The organism is Salinivibrio sp. IB574 (assembly GCF_001996205.1).
Lineage (GTDB): Bacteria > Pseudomonadota > Gammaproteobacteria > Enterobacterales > Vibrionaceae > Salinivibrio > Salinivibrio proteolyticus.
In genome coordinates this window covers 23,183-42,321 of sequence record NZ_MUFN01000010.1, presented here as the reverse complement: position 1 = coordinate 42,321, position 19,139 = coordinate 23,183, and the positions used below count along the sequence as shown (strand labels likewise).

The following is a 19,139-nucleotide window of genomic DNA, read 5'->3' as shown; positions in this document are numbered from 1 at the left end:
AAAGCTGTAATCAGAACAGTTTGCTGGCCCCAATACACTGGAAGCAATGTGAGCAATGTCGTGCCTTCAGAGCTGAGCATGTGGGCTTTGCCCTGAACGCAAGTTAACAATAACCATTCTCATTCCCATTTTCAACACTTAGTTGAGAATCTTTTTCATTTATTGATCTTGTGCTCAGACTCACTCGCTGTCATCAAACTGTTATTGCACCCAAAGTCATCACGCTAACAACTTTAGTCATCACGCTAACAACTTTGGTTCGAAAAGCCAGTGCCCAGAAAAGAAAAAAGCGACACCCTGAGAGGTGTCGCCTAGCAAAAATAGGCTAACTTAATCACTGTTTGATAAGCGCCCCGCTAATACACTGGAAGCAATGTGAGCAATGTCGTGCCTTCAGAGCTGAGCATGTGGGCTTGGCCCTGAGTGCAAGCTAATAATAACCATTCTCATTATCGTTTATCAAGAAAAAAATACGCTTATTTTTTCACTCGCTGTACATTTATTGATCTGCTTCTCAAAATAAAGCCGGTAATCGGCAGGCTGACCTTTTTGCTCCACCGCAACCATCTGATAGCCATGACGCATCAGCATGCACACCATCGCGGTGAAGCGATTACGTGATTTGACAGCAAGCGTTTGATAGCCAGAAGCCGCTACCCACGCTTCTTGAGCCTTGAGTAGCGCTTTCGCCACTCCTTGACCTCGGGCCGCTTTGGTTACCCCGCCCAGCCAGCTATAAAACTGCGTCTGACTGGTGGCATAGCCTATTTTGGCACCGACAGGCTCACCGTTTTGGTATGCGACTAATGCCAATGCTTTGCGTCCCGCTAATCGCGCGTGACATTGATCCAAGGATACACCTGCATCCAACTCGGGCACGCTGTTAAGCACCGTTACCGCATCTTCTAAGTGCCCAGCACGAATTTCCATCTCACCTCCTCGCATTGACGTAAAAAAAGAGCCGCGATGCGACTCTTTATTCTGCTGCTGATTAGGACGTTTGCTGCACCGTCGCCGACGGCGTCACCTGTGTGATTCGTCGAATAATCAGGTTTAGCAACACCCCATACATAGGAATAAACAGCCCCAAGCTAATAATCAGCTTAAAGGCATAGTCTACCAAGGCAATTTCAACCCAGTGCTCGGCCATAAAGGCATCTTGGCTTTGGTAAAACGCAATCGCGAAAAAAGCGAGTGTGTCTGACGCATTACCAAACAAGGTAGAACAACTCGGCGCGACCCACCATTGGCGCTGCTGGCGTAACCGATTGAACACATGAATATCTAAGATCTGACCCAGTAAGTAAGCCATAAAGCTGGCAATCGCAATCCGAGCGACAGTGAGGTTAAACGTGCCCAGTTCCGCAAACCCTTGGTAACTGCCTTGATAGAACAAGACGGATAACACGTAGGAAATCAGCAGTGAGGGCACCATTACCAGCAAGATAATACGGCGTGCCAATGCCGGACCATAGATCCTGACGGTTAAATCAGTGGCCAAGAAAATAAACGGAAACGTAAACGCCCCCCACGTGGTGTGGAAACCCCAAACCGTAAAGGGGATCTGCACCAAGTAGTTACTGGAGGCAATGATCAGTAGATGAAAGATCACGAGGTAACCCAGCGCTTTACGCTGCTGAGCAAGAGAAAAGTGGCTCATAGTGCACCTTTTTGTCATTGGGGGCGAGGGAACCCAAAATACTTAGCTACCCGTCTACAGGCAGCGCGAGGTGGCGAATTATACAGCAATCAAGCGACGGTGCCAGCGCAATTTAAAGAGGCGGATGACGCGTCCACCAGCGGCGCAAAAAGGTAATCACCTCATCGCCCTCCTCATCCAGCGCTTCTAACCACACGCTCTGGGTGTAATGTGCTGCTTTAAGCATCAAACGCGTGCCTTCAAAATCAATCAGCCAGGTCATCATATCCGCGTCTTGTTGCCACTCCAGCACAGAGGCTTCGAGGGCTTGCAGCAATGGCTGACAGATTTCTTTGCCATTATCCGCATCCAGCTGCGGCTGATAAAACGCCAAGGTGTTGTCGGACGCTATCAATTGCCAATTACTCGGTGCCATAGCCGTACTCGCTCAAACTCAAGTGATCGTCAATCAAGTCCAAAAACGCATCGCCAAATTTTTCGAGCTTGCGCTGCCCAACGCCACTGACCGCTAGGAGCTCCGCTTGCGATGACGGCAGCATCTCGGCCATTTCCATCAAGGTTGCGTCGTTAAACACCACATAAGGTGGAATATCTTCTTCGTCAGCAATGGCTTTACGTAACTTACGCAGCTTGGCGAACAGTTTTTTATCGTAATGGCGCTGGCTCAGCTTGTTGGCCTTGGTGCGAGGGCTGAGGCCAATACGCGGTACCGCCAGCTCAAGGGCAATCTCGCTGCGCAGTAATGGTCGCGCTTGTTCAGTTAACTGCAGCACCGAGCTACGGGCAATGTTTTGCACCAAATAACCGCGATGGATCAATTGGCGAATAATGCTTACCCAGTATTCATGGCTCCACTCTCGCCCGATGCCGTAGGTAGAGAGCTTGTCATGGCCATGATCTTTAATGCGCTGATTTTGCATCCCGCGCAACACTTCCACCACGTATCCAACCCCGAAGCTTTGGTTAACACGGTACACGCACGACAGCGCTTTTTGTGCTTGTTCGGTGCCATCAAAATGGGTGGGCGGGTCGAGGCAAATATCACAGTTGCCACATGGGGTTTGCCGATGCTCGCCAAAGTAGTTTAGGAGCACTAAACGGCGACAGGTTTGTGCTTCAGCAAATGCGCCCATCGCGGTCAGTTTATGGCTTTCGACCTGCTTTTGGGGCCCATCCGGCTTTTCTTCCAAGCAGCGATGGAGCCATCCCATGTCGGAGGGGTCATACAACAACACCGCTTCAGCCGGCAGTCCATCTCGCCCTGCTCGGCCGGTTTCTTGGTAGTAAGATTCAATATTGCGCGGCACATCATAGTGCACCACAAAGCGAACATTGGGCTTGTTGATCCCCATTCCAAACGCCACGGTCGCCACCACAATGTTGACATCATCACGTTGGAACGCCTCTTGGACTGATCCGCGCGCCTCTGTGGTCATCCCTGCATGGTAAGCGGCGGCGAGCATATTGTTATCACACAGTTTTTGAGTGACTTGCTCAACCCGCTTACGGCTATTGCAATAGACAATCCCTGATTGGCCGCGTTGACCACTCAGAAACTGCACTAATTGGGCCAAAGGTTTGTGCTTTTCCAGCAAGGTGTAGCGAATGTTAGGGCGGTCAAAGCTACCCAGATGTACCAGCGGATCATGCAGGGCAAGGCGGGACAAAATATCCTCGCGCGTGGTGGCATCCGCGGTGGCAGTCAGCGCCATCACCGGCACGTCAGGAAAGTGCTGTTTGAGCTGGCCTAAAGAGGCATATTCACGACGAAAATCATGCCCCCACTGGGAAATACAGTGCGCTTCGTCGACCGCAATCAACGCCAGTTGCCACTCCGTTAAGCGATGGAGAAAGTCACGCCCTAGCGCGCGCTCAGGCGAAACATAGAGTAGTTTCACCTCCCCCTGATTTAGCGCACGCAAAGTATCCGCTTGCGCCTCAGGCGTCATCGCTGAGTTTAAGCACGCCGCCGCAACCCCATTGGCATTAAGCTGGTCAACCTGATCTTTCATCAATGAAATCAAAGGTGAAATCACCACGGTCAAGCCAGTGCGCACCAACGCGGGGATCTGATAGCACAGTGACTTCCCTCCCCCGGTCGGCATAATCACCAAGGCATCACGCCCCGCAATCGCTGCATCAATCACCGCTTGCTGACCCTCGCGGAACTGGTGATAACCAAACACCGCTTTGAGTACCTGGTGGGCAGGACTCACAGCAGGATCAGCGGTAGCGGCGTCAGTTTCGGTTGACGCATCGGCATGGGCGGGGGTGGCGGACATAATCAAGCTCATTACTCAAACTGGCGCTCATTCTACCGACACCCCGTAAGCGATGAAACCCTGAGCACAGAGAAAGGTGCTTGCGCCCGCCCTTACAACTTGTTACATCTAGGCAACATGCACACGTTCGTGTTCATCCCTGACCGACACTTATAACGAGACTGCGCTGTGATTCCTGATCCCAAACGCACACGCCAAGGCGTGTTACTGGCCCTTGCGGCCTACATTATGTGGGGTATCGCCCCCATGTACTTTAAAACGGTCAACCATATTCCGGCGCCCGAAATTTTAGCGCACCGGGTATTGTGGTCGTTTGTCTTTTTGGCATTGCTGCTTTTTTTCACCCGTCGCTTTTATCAGCTCAAGCCGATTATCCGCGAGCCGAAAAAGCTGTTGATGCTGATGCTCACCTCTTGCTTTATTGGCTGTAATTGGCTGATTTTTATCTGGGCGATTGTCAATAACCGCATGCTGGATGCCAGCCTTGGCTACTACATTAATCCACTGGTGAACGTGGCGCTGGGGATGATCTTTCTTGGTGAGCGTTTCCGCCGTCTACAGTGGCTTGCGGCCGCGCTAGCGTTGGTGGGGGTATTAGTACAACTGATCACCTTTGGCTCACTGCCTTGGATTGCGTTGGTGCTGGCCACTAGTTTTGCGATTTACGGCTTACTGCGCAAAAAAATCAATCTCCCTGCGGTGCCAGGGTTGTTTGTGGAAACCTGTACACTCTTGCCCGTTGCGCTGATTTATCTTTGGCAGTTTGCCGATACCCCCAGCGCCAACTTGCTCGATAATCCCATCAACCTCAATATGCTACTGGCCGCTGCCGGTTTGATCACCACGGTGCCTTTACTGTGCTTTACCGGCGCCGCCACCCGCTTACCCTTAACGGTATTAGGCTTTTTCCAATATATTGGCCCTAGCTTAATGTTTTTACTTGCCGTCGGCTTGTATGACGAACCCTTTACCCCAGATAAAGCCACCACCTTTGCCTTTATTTGGGCCGCCTTGGCGATATTTAGCTTTGATGCCTATCGGGCACGCCGACCTAAATCCTCGCTAGAGCAAGCGTCGGCGATTGACTAAACGAGTAAGGAGAACGCTCTGACGACCCAGCACCAAGCCACCCAGATAGCCGGCGTGCGTATTATCGAAGGCCATTTTCATCATGAGTCCTTCAAGCGCCACTATCATCTTGATTACCATATCGGGCTGATCACCGCTGGGGCCCAGCGTTATTACTACCGCGGTGCGAGCCATGTTGCGCGCCGCGGAGAGCTCGTGATTATGCCTCCAGGTGAGGTACATGATGGCACTGCCGTCGACCAACATGCCTATAGCTATCGCGTGATCGCGCTGTCACCGCAATGGCTAACAGAGCATTATCATATTGGTAATGACACCATGCCCTTCACAACAAAGCCCTTGGCACGCGCATGCTGGCAACGCGTGTATCAACTGAGTGAGCAGTTGATACACCAGCCCGATTCACTGGCTTGTGAGTCCGCGCTAGTCGCCGCCATAGAGCCATTGCTGTATACCCACAACGCGCAACATCCACAAGCACCTCTCACCCAAACGCAGCTTAAGCAGTTGCGAGAATACATGCATGCCCACTTGGAAGAGGGGGTTGAATTGTCACAGCTCGCCCAGCTAACACATCGGTCCGTGCCACAGTTTTGTCGCCAGTTTAAGCGCTCAACCGGTATGAGCCCTTACGCCTATTTCCTCTGCTTACGCCTCGAATCAAGCTTGTTAGCGATTCGTGCTGGCACGCCGCTGAGCACGGTTGCCCATCAACACGGCTTTCATGATCAAGCACATTTTGTCCGTGCTTTTTATAACCACTTTGCCCTGCTGCCCTCACAAGCACGCTAACCATGATAAGAATCTACAATACTCCTGCGAAGGCTATGGCGTATCTTGCCCTTTTCATGCTTAAAAAGAGGTTAGGATGAACGAGCTGACTATTCTCGCCACCCTGGCGGGGGTGCATATGGTTGCACTGCTCAGCCCCGGGCCCGATTTTGCCTTGGTGCTCCAAAATGCAACCCGTTATGGCCGTGCTACTGGCTTGGCGATTGCACTAGGGTTATCGCTCAGTATTTTGGCGCACACAATACTGAGCATTACCGGCATCAGTCTGTTGGTGCATCAGCACCCGCAACTGTTTATGTGGGTGCAAGTGGCAGGGGGCAGTGTGCTGATGTATTTAGGCCTTAGCGCAATCAAAGGTTTGCTCGCCGCCACCAAAGCGCCGGCGCAAACCACCAATGATGCGCCTGCAGTACGCGGCCAAAAACAGGCCTTTTGGAAAGGGGTGCTGACCAACCTTTTTAACCCTAAAGCCTTGGTGTTTTTTATTTCGTTGATGAGTACCTTGGTGCCGGCCAGCATGTCTGCCAGTGGCAAAGCCATGGCCGTGGCGGTGGTGTTCCTACTCTCATTAGGCTGGTTTTCGTCGCTTGCCTGGCTGCTATCAGGCAGTCGCGTACAGCAAGTGCTCACCAAAGTCGCCCCGGTTATCGATGGCCTGTGTGCGTTGTTGTTTTTGCTGTTAGGTGGCGCGGTCGTTTGGCAAGCCGGCGTGTTCGGCTAACGCTGCGGCTGAAAAAGTGCAGGCAATGGAGTCAATACCAATACGCCCAGCCAAGGCTGGGCGTATGTGACGTTTTTTGGCGTTAAGCGGCCGAGATTAAAGCGCTTCCAGTTTGGCGTACTGAGTCACCAACCACTTAATCCCTTCCCCATTAAAGGCAACTTGCACGCGGCTTTGTCCGCCACTGCCTTCAAAGTTGATGATGGTGCCTTCACCAAACTTAGGGTGTTGAACCCGCTGACCCAAACTAAATCCGGTTTGGTTAAAGTTCTCCTGAGTCTGCGTTTTGGAAAAACGACCACCGCTTGCAGCAGGGCGTGAGACATTGGCACGCATACGCACTTCTTCCAAGCAGGCCTCGGGCAGCTCACGAATAAAGCGCGAGATCTTATGAAACATGTCTTTGCCGTACACACGGCGCATTTCTGCGTAGGTCAGATAGAGTTTTTCCATCGCTCGCGTCATGCCGACATAACAAAGGCGACGCTCTTCTTCTAAGCGACCCGCTTCTTCGGCTGACATCTGGCTGGGGAACATGCCCTCTTCCACCCCGACCATAAAGACTAAGGGGAACTCGAGGCCTTTGGCACTGTGCAAGGTCATCAATTGGACCGCATCATCAAACTCGTCCGCTTGGCCTTCACCGGCCTCAAGGGCGGCATGGGCCAAGAATGCCGACAGCGGTGTCATGCCTTCCGCTTCCGCCTCCTCGGGCGGCGTAAATTGGCGCGTGGCCGTCACCAACTCTTCCAAGTTATCGACGCGTGCTTGCGCTTTTTCGCCTTTTTCTTGCTCATACATGGCACGCAAGCCGGAGTGACGGATCACTGCATCGGTTTGTTGATACAGTGCCATGTCACGGGTGTCATCTTCTAGCGCATTGACCAACTCGATAAACCGGCCCAATGCATTGGCCGCGCGTCCTGCCAGCGCTTTTTCTGCCAAGATTTGCTCGGCAGTGTGCCATAAAGTTTGGCCGCGATCGCGCGCCGCGCCACGAAGCGTCTCAAGGGTGCGATCACCAATCCCACGAGTGGGCGTGTTTACCACCCGCTCGAACGCCGCATCGTCATTGCGGTTAGCCATCAAACGTAAATACGCCAGTGCATCTTTGATTTCCTGACGTTCGAAAAAGCGCATGCCGCCGTAGATACGATAAGGCAGGCCGGCTTGAATTAAGGCTTCTTCCAGCACCCGAGATTGGGCGTTGTTGCGGTATAAAATCGCGCTATCAGTGAGTACGCCACCTTCGTCTTGCCAAGTTTTGATTTTCCCGACCACAAAACGCGCTTCATCCAGTTCATTAAAACCGGCATACACAGAGATGGGCTCACCCTCTTTGCCCTCGGTCCACAGGCTTTTGCCCATCCGGTCGGCATTGTTTTCAATCAGGGTGTTCGCCGCTTGCAAAATCGTACTGGTTGAGCGGTAGTTTTGCTCCAAGCGAATGGTCTGCGGGGTGGTGAAATCGTCCAGAAAACGCTGAATATTTTCGACTTTCGCGCCACGCCAGCCGTAAATGGATTGGTCGTCGTCCCCCACAATCATGACATGCGCCTGTTGGCCGGCCATCATACGCAGCCACGCATATTGGATGTTGTTGGTATCTTGGAACTCATCCACCAAAATGTGCTGGAAACGTGCTTGATAGTGTTCGCGGATCACCGCTTTATCGCGCAATAACTCTAAGGTTCGCAGCAAGATCTCGGCAAAATCCACCAAACCGGCGCGGTCACAGGCTTCTTGATAAGCCTGATAAATCCGCAGCCAAGTGCTCTCAACCGGATCATGGCGGGTATCAATGTGCTTGGGACGCAAGCCTTCGTCTTTTTTGCCATTGATGTACCAACTCGCTTGCTTGGCGGGCCAGTGTTTTTCATCCAAGTTTTGCGCTTTGATTAACCGGCGTAGCAAGCGCTGCTGGTCATCTGAATCAAGAATTTGGAAGTCTTGTGGCAGGTTGGCGTCTAAATAGTGGGCACGGAGAATACGATGGCAAATGCCGTGGAAGGTGCCGCACCACATGCCAGAGGCGGTGCCTTGCATCAATTGCTCGATACGACCGCGCATTTCCGCTGCCGCTTTGTTGGTGAAGGTGACCGCCATCACCGAGAACGGCGATGCCTCTTCCACCCGCATCAGCCAAGCCATACGATGAACCAGCACCCGGGTTTTACCACTGCCAGCACCTGCCAACACCAAATGGTTGCCGAGCGGCGCGGCCACGGCTTCACGCTGTTTGTCGTTGAGTCCGTCAAGAAGAGTTGATACGTCCATCGCCACCTGCCATTTTACTGGGTATTTATACACTGGTTAGCGATTATACCAGCTCACCACTAAATTGCGCGCCCGATCCCGACGCAACTTTTTTAAACAAACATTCAACAAGTTAGCCCTCACCATGCAAAAAAACGCTTAAGTGGTGAAAGATTGCGCAGCGTTTTCCTATCTTGGTTTATATGCCCACCACGAATCAGTGGGCTGATAACACCAATACGGAACAAGAAGAGGAAGCATGATGAAACACACTAACCTAGCGGTTGCCGCTGCTGTGACAGGATTACTGGCTGTAGGCGCGACCACACTCACTAGCGCACCGGCCCACGCGGCAGAAAAAGAAAAATGCTATGGCGTCGCCAAAGCCGGACAAAATGACTGCGCCACCAACACCAGCTCCTGCGCGGGCACCTCCACCGAAGACGGCCAAAAAGATGCGTTTGTCATGGTGCCTGAAGGCTTGTGCGATCGCTTAGCTGGCGGCAGTACCTCGTCATCCTGATATGGCGCGCCCGGGCTTGCCCCGGGCTTTGTCACTTGATCACAAGGAGCGACCATGGATGAGGCAACCGTTTTGACCGGCGTGGGGCTCAGACAACCCCATCTCGCCTACTTCGACCAATATCGCCCAAAGCTTGGCTGGTTAGAAATTCACAGTGAAAACTATTTCCGCCCTCACCGTCCTGCTTTTTCAACCCTGATGCGATTACGTGAGGATTACGCCATCAGCTGTCATGGCGTGGGATTATCGCTGGGGAGCGACGAGCCGCTTGATCGGACCCATTTAGACAAACTGTGTACACTGGTCAAACACGTCGAGCCACTGTTTGTGTCTGACCACCTAAGTTGGAGCCGGATAGACGGGCAGCACTTTCACGATTTACTCCCCCTCCCCTATACCGAGCAGGCATTGCGAGTATTTTGCGCCAATGTGCAACAGGTTCAAGATGCGCTACAGCGCCCCCTACTGATTGAAAATCCATCGAGCTATTTATGTTTTGCTCAGGGTGACTACCACGAATGGGAATTTATCGCCGAAGTGCACGCTCGCACGGGCTGCGATTTGCTGCTCGATTTAAATAACGTTCATGTCAGCGCGTTTAACCATGATTTTAGCGCCAGTACCTACCTTGACGCAATTCCCGCCCATGCGGTGAAAGAAATTCACCTTGCGGGGTTTACCGTCAAACACACCCCCGCAGGAGAAATTTGGATAGACACCCATAACCAACCGGTTAGCGAGGCGGTGTGGACGCTCTATCAACAGTGGATTGRCCGCCACGGCCCTCGCCACACCCTCATAGAGTGGGATAGCGACTTGCCTTCGCCCGAGCGATTGTTAGCAGAAGCGGCCAAAGCCCACTCCCGACTGGCTCGACACAAGGAGGCGGTATGACGCTGGCAACCCTGCAGCAGGCCTTTGCTGCCACATTGCGAGATGATCCACAACCGCTGCCGATAAAAGACCGTCGTGTTGCCGCTGACAAGCGATTGCAGATTTATCGCAACCATTATGTGGTCACCCTCACTGACACCTTAAAATGCGTGTATCCCAAGACCTGTGCACTATTAGGTGAGGCGTGTTTTGATGCGGTAGCGCGTAATCATGCGATGATGCATCCCCCGCAAACCGGGGTGATGGAAGACTATGGCGCACAGTTCGATGCGACCTTGCGCGCCCTACCCAATATTATCGAGCCCGTGCCGTGTTGCGCCGAGCTTGCCCGTTTTGAGTGGGCACAAGTGGTACTCACTCTCGCCCCTCCCTCTCCGGCGTTTGAAGGCAGCGCGCTCGCGTTGCTAAGCCCTGAGCAACAAACGCAAGTTTGTTTACCGCTCAACCAGCAAGCCCGTTTATTTGAAAGCGACTACGCGGTCAGTGACGTATGGCAAGCGATCGCCACCGAGCAGTTCGAAGGCTTGGTGGTCGAGAAGCCGCAATCTTTGTTATTGGTTGCTCACCAAGACAAGGTGCATTGGTACACGCTCAATACCCGTCATGTCAGCGTACTAAAAGCCTGCCCCCACACACCATTAGGCCACCTGTCAGAAGTACAACTGGCGTGTGTGTCTGAGCTCGCGGCCATGAACGCGTTTACCACCCCAACGACTGCCTGCAATGGTAAGGAGTAAGCCATGTGGATAACCACAATCAATCACACCTTCGCCCGCGCGCTTACCCCACTGCAACCGCTACTGCTGTTGGTGGGTCGCGTCTATGTGGCGTGGATTTTTTTTCAATCCGGGCTAATCAAATACCAAAATTGGGACAGCACCTTATACCTGTTCGAGTTTGAGTATCAGGTGCCTTGGCTGCCCTGGCAGCTGGCCGCATATTTAGGGACCGCGGCGGAGCTGATTTTGCCGGTATTTGTTGCTTTGGGCCTGCTCGCGCGTCCCATGACCTTGGCGTTATTTGTATTCAACATTGTCGCGGTCGCTTCCTATCCACTGCTCTGGGAGCGTGGCTATGATGACCACATTATGTGGGGCGTGATCTTATTGGTGGTCAGTGTGTGGGGGCCGGGTTGGCTTAACCTCGATAACTGGCTAGCCCGCAAACAAAGCGGCACCGTTTAGCGGTGCCACTGCTGAATAAGGGTATCGAGCTCAGATAAATCGTCGATCGCCACATCCGGTAAGGTACGTCCTTTGCGCATCATCGGAGATTGGCGCTCTGGGCGGATCCAACAAGCTTGCATGCCCGCTTGGCGCGCGCCAGCCACATCCGAACTTAAGTGATCGCCCACATGTAAAATACGCGCCGGGGCGATGCCCAAGGCCTGCGCCGCCTTATCAAACATCTCCGGGTTCGGCTTGGCCGCACCGTGTTCACCGGCACGGAAAATATGCTGGAAAAACGGCGTCAGGCCAATCGCATCGGTGTCGACGTTACCGTTAGTGATGGCCACCAATGGCAGTTTCTCGGACCAAGCTTTTAAGTAAGCCACACTTTGCGCCGGCGGAGTAAAGTCACTGCGATATCCGCAAAAGAAGGTGGTCGCCGCTTGGGCTTGTGCACGCGCCTTCTCCGCGGTTAAACCCACATGTTCACCGGCAAGCGTCAGCTGGGCAACCCGCATCGCAGTAACATCAAAGCGTTGGGCAGGGTTCTCATCACGGGCTTGGCGGCGAAATCCCGCAAGGGTGGCTTTATCAAGCGCGGCGAGCGGTGGGCAGTGCTCACTCAAATAGTCGCTTAGCGCCGCCTCCGCGCGTGCGATCACCGGCCAGTTATCGTACAAGGTATCATCCAAGTCAAAACTCACCGCATCAAACGCGTTTAAGCGACGATAAAATTTCATATCACGACTCCGAGTTGTTTTTTTTGCCTGCGCTGGGTTTACGAGCCCCTGTACTGCGGGCACGAGGATGCGCCGCGTCATACACTTTCGCCAAGTGTTGAAAATCCAAGTGGGTATAAATTTGTGTGGTGCTTAAATCGGCATGGCCAAGCAACTCTTGCACCGCCCGCAAATCCCCAGACGACTCCAGCATGTGAGTAGCAAAGCTGTGGCGCAGTTTGTGAGGATTAATATGGCTGTTCACCGCCTGCTTTTGTCCCCACTCCGCCATACGCTTTTGCACGCTACGGTGCGAAATTCGCTGGCCGAGTTTAGAGATAAATAGCGCCTCTTCTGGCCCTTTGAGGAGCTGGTTGCGCACTTTTAGCCAGTTCATCACCCAGGTTTTCGCCATGCCGGAAAAAGGCACGATACGCTCCTTTTCCCCTTTACCGGTGACACGCAAATCCCCTTTACGTACCGAGACATCACGCACGTTGAGATCCACCAGCTCGGCCAAACGCAACCCTGCGCCATACATCAGCTCCATCATCGCCCGATCCCGTACCGACAGCGGGTCGTCTTGCTCCACCTCGAGCAGCTGATTCATTTCATCCACATCAAGGTTTTTCGGCAACTGGCGCCCTTGCTTGGGCGCGGCGACCCCTTTGGCTGGGTTGGCGGCAAGCTGTTCGGTTTGTACGAGATAGTCGAAAAAGCTGCGCAGTGCGGACAGCCGCAACGCAATACTGCCCGGTTTGAGGCCATCGCGTTTGGCTTGGCTCGAAATTTGTCGCACCCAGTCGGCATCCACATCTTGCCAATGGGCGATGCCCCGCGCGGCCAGAAAGTCGACAATCTTATCTAACTGGCGCTGATAATTACGTTGCGTATGGGCACTGAGGCCCCGTTCGCTGAGTTGATATTGATAAAAGCGGTCAAGAGGGACCGTCAGTGAACGGGGAGCCGCTTGGTCAGACGTTACCGCTGTCACTGACGCTCACCCTTGTTCGTCCACTGGCTACATAAGATGGCCAAGTGTGCCGCCAGCTGTTCGATAAAAAGGGTGTCCATTTCTGGCTGAAAGTGCCCGCCATCTGCGCTCGCAAAGCTCAACAGTCCCCACTCTTTGCCTTCCCCTTTAATCGGTATCAGCGCAAAAGAGCCGAGCTCCGGTGGCGTTGCCATCACTACTTCAGCATCCACACGGCGCAAGCGTCCGAGATAACAACGACGTCCGGCAAAATGATGACTCTTTAATTGATCCACCGCCTGACGTGAGATGGTCTGCAGCCCGTCGATAGGCGCATACACCCGTAAGCTGACGCTCAGTTGCAGTTGCTCGCTAAGCGTCGTCAATGCTTTTTGCACCGCCTGCGGCGTATTAGCACGCAGCAGGGCCTGATGCGCCTCGGCAAAGGCACGAAACAGGGCATCGTTTTTTGCCCCTAGACTCATCAGTTGGGTAATGTCTTCTTCCAGCTCCGCCACCCGCTCACGCAGGCGCTTGAGTTGAATTTCCACCAGCGATACTGCACCTTGCTCGCCATGTGGCACGGTCAGCTGCGTCAGTAAATCGCGATGGCGAATAAAAAAATCTGGATTGTCTTTTAAATACGCTGCCACCGCCTCATCGCGAAGAGGCATGGTTTCCAGTGTCGAAGCTTCTACCCCATCATTCATAATTGCAATTGTCCATCAAATACATGTGTCGCTGGGCCTGTCATTGATAAGGGATGACCCGGCCCACGCCAGCGAATGCGGAGATCTCCACCGGGTAAACTCACCGTTACTTGCTCATCAAGCAGGCCTTGTATAATCCCGACCGCAACCGCGGCACACGCGCCACTGCCACAGGCTTGGGTTTCACCAGCGCCGCGCTCGTACACTCTAAGCTTAATCGCATTGCGGGAAAGGATCTGCATAAAGCCGGCATTGACCCGTTCAGGGAAGCGTTCGTGACTTTCAAGTAGCGGTCCCAAGGTGTCCACGTCGGCATGGTCAACATCCTCGACCACAGTTACGACATGCGGGTTGCCCATGCTCACGGCGCCGACAAATAAGGTCTGTTCCGCCACCCGCATCAAGTAGGTTTTTTCTTGTGAGTTGGCACGAAACGGAATTTTCCCCGGCGTGAATTCCGGCTCGCCCATGTTCACGCGCACCTGATTGTCGTTTTCAATGTGCAGTAGCATTTTACCGGCTTGGGTGCTCACGCTGATCTGATGCTTATTGGTTAGCCCTTTCATTCGCACGAAACGCGCAAAGCAGCGCGCACCATTGCCACATTGCGAGACTTCCGATGCGTCAGGATTAAAAATGCGATAATGGAAATCTGTCTCAGGATCGTAAGGCGGCTCCACGACCAATAGCTGGTCAAAGCCGACGCCACGATGACGATCGGCCAAACGCCGAATCAGATCCGGCGAAAAGAACGCGTTTTGCGTGACACAGTCAACCACCATGAAGTCGTTGCCCAGCCCGTGCATTTTTGCAAACTGTACCTGCATGCCAATCCTTATTCTGGTAGGCGCTGTTCAAGCTGCCATAACGACGCCAAGTTTTCGCGCTCGCGCACAAGGTGAGCTTGGTCGCCATCAACCATGACCTCGGCGGGGCGGCAGCGTGAGTTATAGTTTGACGCCATCACAAAGCCATATGCGCCGGCTGAGCGTACCGCCAGTAAATCACCCGCTTGTAACACCAGCGAGCGGTCTTTGCCCAAGTAATCACCCGTTTCGCAAACTGGTCCTACTAAATCATAGGTTTGTGGCTCCCCTTGGCGCGGCACCACGGGAATGATTTCTTGATAGGCTTGATACAGTGACGGACGAATTAAATCGTTCATCCCCGCATCGATAATGGCAAAGTTTTTGTGCTCACTGTGCTTGAGAAACTCAACCTTGGTCAGCAACACCCCCGCATTGGCGGCAATCGCACGGCCCGGCTCAAAAATCAGCTCAAGATGACGATGATTGTCCAAACGCGCCAACAACGCTTTGGCATACTCAGATGGCTGAGGCGGTTTCTCGTCGCTATAGGTCACGCCTAATCCGCCACCCACATCCAGATGACGAATCGTAATGCCTTCATCACCCAAGGTATCAATCAACGCCAACAAGCGGTCGGTAGATTCAATAAAAGGCGCGAGCTCGGTCAGTTGCGAGCCGATATGACAGTCAATGCCTTCGACCTTAAGGTGTGGCAAGCTGGCTGCATAACGGAAACTATTCAACGCCTCCGCAAAGGCAATGCCAAACTTATTTTCCTTTAAGCCCGTTGAGATGTAGGGATGAGTGTTGGCATCTACATCAGGGTTAATACGCAACGATATCGGCGCTTGCACACCCAACTCGCCCGCGACTTGATTTAAGCGGTCGAGTTCAGAGTGGGACTCCACATTGAAACATTTGATGCCCACTTCCAGTGCACGACGCATTTCTGCGGCCGTTTTCCCCACGCCAGAAAACACCACTTTCGCAGGATCACCACCGGCGACGAGCACGCGCTCGAGTTCACCTTGAGAGACAATATCAAATCCTGACCCCAAGCGTGCCAGCACATTTAACACACCGATATTGGAGTTTGCCTTAACGGCATAGCACACCAAATGCGGATGATCGCCCACGGCGCGATCAAACGCGTGCCAATGGCGCTCAAAGGTTGCACGTGAATAGACGTACAAGGGTGTGCCGTGATCATCGGCAAGCTGGGTCAAAGGCAATGATTCGGCCCACAGCTGGCCGTCGTCCTGATAATTGAAATAGTCCAAGGTGTTCTTCCCTGTCGTCGTTGGTTATTGATTTTGCGTCGGTTGTTCGTCCGGATAATGCAGGGGCCCTTGTTGGCCACAGCCGGTCAGTGTCATGATGCCAGTGAACATCAGTAAAATGACGAGTTTTCGCATAGTGAATGCCAGTGATTATCGAGTCAATGCCCTCTATAATCGCATCACAACCATGAAAAGCAATAGGATGTAACGGGATGAACACAACGGAATATCATCAGTTGGTCGATTTACAAATGCAGGCCATTGAAGAAGGTATCGATGACTCAGGCGCCGACATCGATTATGAGAGCGTTGGCAACGTAATGACGCTGGAGTTCGATGATGGCAGCCAAATCATCATTAACCGCCAAGAGCCGATGCAAGAAATCTGGCTCGCGTCGAAAAGTGGTGGATTCCACTTTGCCCTCAAAGACGGCGAATGGACCTGCAGCAAAACGGGACTTGTGTTGATGGATCTGGTGCAGCAAGAGTGCAGCAAGCACGCAGGCGAACCTGTTTCTTGGTGATCTTAATGGACAATCGACAGAGCGCGAGCCCCACGGGCCGCGCTCGTTGACTATTTAAACGACGCTACCTGACCGGATAATCCTTGATGTGGCGGCTGTCGCGGCGGCTGCCATTGTGGATCGCATTTAAAGGGCAAGGCTTGGGTTTCACCCTGCTCATCGGTCACGATTTGATAAAACTGCGGCAAGTTAAAGTTGATAAAATTGGCACTGTAGCTGTAGCGGTCATGAGAAGAGGTATAGAAACGGTTTACCCCTTGCACCATCTCAGTTTTGTCCCCGCTACACTGACGATACACTTCCACCCGATTGTTTTCGTCGAGAATATACAGGTTGTAACCATTGGTACAATCTTCAAAGAAAAACTGCACCAAGCCTTCGCTGGCGTAGGCATCAACCACTTCAGGCGGATGCACATCTTGTGGGTTGTCGACCACCATCACCGGCGTGCCGTTGACCTTGTTGGTGGAAATACAGCGATAAAAATCAACCGAGTTTTCTAACCGCTGTACTGACACGCCTCGACGTTCGAAAAACAAACCATGAGTCTGCTTACCGATGCGTAAGGCTTTAAATCGGCGGCGCTTTTCCTTTTCAATTGGTTTTAAGCGCAATTCAATGCACTCAGCGACCAATTGATAGACCAGATTACGAATTAAGCCACGCATCTTGCTTGAGTAGCAGAACACGTCCACAGACTCTGGGGGCAGCGCATCTTGGTGCATTTTGCCCAGCATGGTTTTCAATGCTTCCAAAATGGCATCATCGCCACGGTAATTCAGGGTCCGAACTTCATTCCACGAGTTGCGATAAACGAGATCGACACTCCCCACCAAACAGGTTTGTTCGGGGCCGTAGCTGAAAATATCACTGTTTTTGAAGTCAAAACGCATCGACGGTTTTTTGTATGCCGATGTTGGGTCTTGCTCTAAATTGACAAACAACGCGAGCTGGCGAATTTCACACGGACTCGACAGCGCATCCAGTGTCGGGCGCGGTGGACGTAATGAGAAGGTGTTACGCATGTCACTGACTAGCTGATACAAGGTATCGATATCAACATCCGCATCGCGCACCACGGTGTGCAAATGGGTTGACTCCGTCAGCAAGCCGTTAAAAAACGCCCACGCCACCAGCTTGGATAAATAAGCATTGTGCTCTAGCGGCGCGCGACCAATGATATCGACCGGATCAAGCGAGTGCTTATACAAATACCAACCCGGCGCATTGGTGCGCCCTTCCGAGACCTGAATAAAGGTGAGATCCGATTCATGTAAATCCGGCGAAATTTGCGGATTCAATAAGGTCACTTTACCCGGCAATTCTTCAAAGGCGGCATACAGTTTACGCGCGAGAATACTGATGTCTTGCGGGCTAATCGCGGACGTAATATCGTTGCGACGAGCAAAGCGGATCAGGTTCCGATAGCTTTGCATCAAGGCGTCAAGCAGCTCGTTGTGCGCGTATTTTACCTCCTCGACTTTCCAGTAACGGCGGTTGTCGAGGTAGGCCAGCGCCTGTTCATCCCAGCCCCACTCACGGGTTAGCAATCGCAACACATCACGACGCCATGCGACCGAGCCGGTCGACGGCGCCTGCGTCAATTTCTCATGGGTTTTTAGATAAAAACAACGACGTACAAGGTCAAGACGACGGGTGTCACCAATGGATTCCAAATAACGGGTGACTTTTTCCAGCATCAAATAATAGGCGTCGGACTGATACACATCGACCCATCCGGCATAGAAACGGCGTTTGCCATCCACACTCAGAAGCTGGGTGCCGGGATACTGCCATGAGTAGGCTTCGAGCAAAATTGCTTTGAGGACAGACTTGTACGGTGAATCAATGCTTTTATACAGTTGCCACAAGCTTGAGCCAAAATATTCTTCGGCTGGGATGGTCGGCAGACCACCAAAGTCGACCCAATCTCGACGGTCAAGGCCATGATCAGCGACCAGCGTATCCACGTAGTCCTCGTAGCACGCTTCCATCTCTGGTGGCACCATGTACCACAACAGTTTTTGGCCGGCGAGTCGCATGGAGGAGCGATAAAACTCATCCAGCAAAAGAAAATGCTGACTGGTGCCACAGTTGTCACTGGTCATCGCCTGTGACAAGTGGTGGCGAAAACGGCCCTCACAGACCACAAAAAAGTTCGCTTCTACCCCTTGGTTTAGGGCCCACTCTGAAATGGCGGTGCACTTGGCATCCAGCATCTCGCGCTGCGCCGCGCTGACGGAGGCATCCACACACACCCAAATATCGAGGTCACTGGTCAAGCTTTGCCCCATGGACCCGGTGCTGCCCATGGTATACATGCCTTTAATAGGCAGACGCTGATCGTGCTCAAAACGCGCAGTTAGAGAGGAGAAACGGGTGTCTGTGTGGATCAAGCAATCGGAGACAAACTGACGTTGTGTCTCATCAAGCTCGTAATCGGCAATGCCAAAGGGCACGCTGTCGTCAAAAAACCCCGGTAAAGCCGGATGGTTTAGGTGTAAAAGCACTGGTAGCACATCGAAAACCGCTTGAGCCTGTCGGCTCATGGCTGACCGCGCGCGATCCATTCTCACACGGTTAAACGCCTCGATGCGTTCAGTTTGCTGTTCAACGTATGTTTGCAAGGCAATCATCCAGATTCGTTGACATCCCGGTCAACAGGTCGACGTTACTGTCTTCACCGTATCCGCCCAATTGCAGATAACAAAACGTGATCAATGTAACACTCTAGACAA

Annotated in this window: 20 protein-coding genes; 8 read left to right on the top strand and 12 right to left on the bottom strand. The window is 52.7% G+C overall.

The features are described 5' to 3' along the window. Positions 1 to 459: 459 nt before the first annotated feature. From BZJ17_RS06440 to recQ, 4 genes are all read right to left on the bottom strand, one after another. The gene (locus tag BZJ17_RS06440) at positions 460 to 930 is read right to left on the bottom strand and encodes a GNAT family N-acetyltransferase (protein ID WP_077640164.1); all 471 of its coding nucleotides are present in this window, start codon (positions 928 to 930) and stop codon (positions 460 to 462) included. Positions 931 to 991: 61 nt separating this feature from the next. Next, on the bottom strand, positions 992 to 1,660 hold the full coding sequence (locus BZJ17_RS06435; protein WP_077640163.1) for a 7-cyano-7-deazaguanine/7-aminomethyl-7-deazaguanine transporter: 669 nt from the start codon (positions 1,658 to 1,660) through the stop codon (positions 992 to 994). Positions 1,661 to 1,772: 112 nt separating this feature from the next. Further along, positions 1,773 to 2,075 carry a DUF3630 family protein gene (locus BZJ17_RS06430; protein ID WP_077640162.1) on the bottom strand — a complete coding sequence of 101 codons (303 nt, stop codon included), beginning with the start codon at positions 2,073 to 2,075 and terminating at the stop codon, positions 1,773 to 1,775. Next, the gene (gene recQ, locus BZJ17_RS06425) at positions 2,062 to 3,942 is read right to left on the bottom strand and encodes an ATP-dependent DNA helicase RecQ (RefSeq protein WP_077640185.1); all 1,881 of its coding nucleotides are present in this window, start codon (positions 3,940 to 3,942) and stop codon (positions 2,062 to 2,064) included. Before recQ ends, BZJ17_RS06430 begins: the two co-directional genes overlap by 14 nt. Positions 3,943 to 4,113: 171 nt before the next feature. On the opposite strand from recQ, the gene rarD reads away from it, so the two are divergent. From rarD to BZJ17_RS06410, 3 genes are all read left to right on the top strand, one after another. Beyond that, entirely contained in the window at positions 4,114 to 5,031 is a 918-nt protein-coding gene (gene rarD / locus BZJ17_RS06420) for an EamA family transporter RarD (protein ID WP_069590342.1), read from the top strand. 54 nt (positions 5,032 to 5,085) lie between these two features. Further along, positions 5,086 to 5,823, top strand: coding sequence for an AraC family transcriptional regulator (locus tag BZJ17_RS06415; protein WP_077599905.1), 738 nt, complete (start codon positions 5,086 to 5,088; stop codon positions 5,821 to 5,823). 76 nt (positions 5,824 to 5,899) lie between these two features. Then, on the top strand, positions 5,900 to 6,544 hold the full coding sequence (locus tag BZJ17_RS06410) for a LysE family translocator (RefSeq protein WP_077640161.1): 645 nt from the start codon (positions 5,900 to 5,902) through the stop codon (positions 6,542 to 6,544). Between the two features lie 96 nt (positions 6,545 to 6,640). Here BZJ17_RS06410 and uvrD read toward each other — a convergent pair whose 3' ends face one another. Next, positions 6,641 to 8,821 (bottom strand): DNA helicase II, encoded by a 2,181-nt coding sequence (gene uvrD / locus BZJ17_RS06405; protein ID WP_069590284.1) that lies wholly within the window; start codon positions 8,819 to 8,821, stop codon positions 6,641 to 6,643. Between the two features lie 241 nt (positions 8,822 to 9,062). Here uvrD and BZJ17_RS06400 point away from each other — a divergent pair, with 241 nt between their 5' ends. From BZJ17_RS06400 to BZJ17_RS06385, 4 genes are read left to right on the top strand one after another with little or no spacing between them, the layout of a single operon-like run. Next, entirely contained in the window at positions 9,063 to 9,323 is a 261-nt protein-coding gene (locus BZJ17_RS06400) for a DUF2282 domain-containing protein (RefSeq protein WP_077455769.1), read from the top strand. A 54-nt stretch (positions 9,324 to 9,377) separates the two neighbouring features. Further along, positions 9,378 to 10,217, top strand: a complete 840-nt coding sequence (locus tag BZJ17_RS06395) for a DUF692 domain-containing protein (protein ID WP_077640160.1) — start codon at positions 9,378 to 9,380, stop codon at positions 10,215 to 10,217. After that, complete coding sequence (locus BZJ17_RS06390; RefSeq protein ID WP_077640159.1) at positions 10,214 to 10,954, top strand: DNA-binding domain-containing protein; 741 nt, start codon at positions 10,214 to 10,216, stop codon at positions 10,952 to 10,954. The genes BZJ17_RS06395 and BZJ17_RS06390 overlap by 4 nt, the downstream gene beginning before the upstream one ends. Before the next feature lie 3 nt (positions 10,955 to 10,957). Next, complete coding sequence (locus BZJ17_RS06385; protein ID WP_077640158.1) at positions 10,958 to 11,401, top strand: DoxX family protein; 444 nt, start codon at positions 10,958 to 10,960, stop codon at positions 11,399 to 11,401. On the opposite strand, the gene BZJ17_RS06380 is transcribed toward BZJ17_RS06385, so the two are convergent. The 6 genes from BZJ17_RS06380 to BZJ17_RS17405 are packed head-to-tail and all read right to left on the bottom strand — an operon-like array spanning position 11,398 to position 16,012. Further along, positions 11,398 to 12,126: an HAD-IA family hydrolase gene (locus BZJ17_RS06380; RefSeq protein WP_157893167.1), complete on the bottom strand. Its 729-nt coding sequence runs from the start codon at positions 12,124 to 12,126 to the stop codon at positions 11,398 to 11,400. The two genes, BZJ17_RS06385 and BZJ17_RS06380, sit on opposite strands and share 4 nt — an antisense overlap. A 1-nt stretch (position 12,127) precedes the next feature. Further along, on the bottom strand, positions 12,128 to 13,099 hold the full coding sequence (gene xerC, locus BZJ17_RS06375) for a tyrosine recombinase XerC (protein ID WP_077640156.1): 972 nt from the start codon (positions 13,097 to 13,099) through the stop codon (positions 12,128 to 12,130). After that, positions 13,096 to 13,788: a DUF484 family protein gene (locus BZJ17_RS06370; RefSeq protein WP_069590298.1), complete on the bottom strand. Its 693-nt coding sequence runs from the start codon at positions 13,786 to 13,788 to the stop codon at positions 13,096 to 13,098. Before BZJ17_RS06370 ends, xerC begins: the two co-directional genes overlap by 4 nt. Beyond that, entirely contained in the window at positions 13,785 to 14,615 is an 831-nt protein-coding gene (gene dapF, locus BZJ17_RS06365; RefSeq protein WP_069590300.1) for a diaminopimelate epimerase, read from the bottom strand. Before dapF ends, BZJ17_RS06370 begins: the two co-directional genes overlap by 4 nt. 8 nt (positions 14,616 to 14,623) lie before the next feature. After that, complete coding sequence (gene lysA, locus BZJ17_RS06360; RefSeq protein WP_077640155.1) at positions 14,624 to 15,877, bottom strand: diaminopimelate decarboxylase; 1,254 nt, start codon at positions 15,875 to 15,877, stop codon at positions 14,624 to 14,626. Between the two features lie 24 nt (positions 15,878 to 15,901). Further along, complete coding sequence (locus tag BZJ17_RS17405; RefSeq protein ID WP_096630268.1) at positions 15,902 to 16,012, bottom strand: lipoprotein; 111 nt, start codon at positions 16,010 to 16,012, stop codon at positions 15,902 to 15,904. A gap of 77 nt (positions 16,013 to 16,089) precedes the next feature. On the opposite strand from BZJ17_RS17405, the gene cyaY reads away from it, so the two are divergent. After that, complete coding sequence (gene cyaY / locus BZJ17_RS06355) at positions 16,090 to 16,401, top strand: iron donor protein CyaY (RefSeq protein ID WP_077455777.1); 312 nt, start codon at positions 16,090 to 16,092, stop codon at positions 16,399 to 16,401. A gap of 50 nt (positions 16,402 to 16,451) precedes the next feature. On the opposite strand, the gene BZJ17_RS06350 is transcribed toward cyaY, so the two are convergent. Then, on the bottom strand, positions 16,452 to 19,037 hold the full coding sequence (locus tag BZJ17_RS06350; protein ID WP_077640154.1) for a class I adenylate cyclase: 2,586 nt from the start codon (positions 19,035 to 19,037) through the stop codon (positions 16,452 to 16,454). Positions 19,038 to 19,139 lie beyond the last annotated feature (102 nt).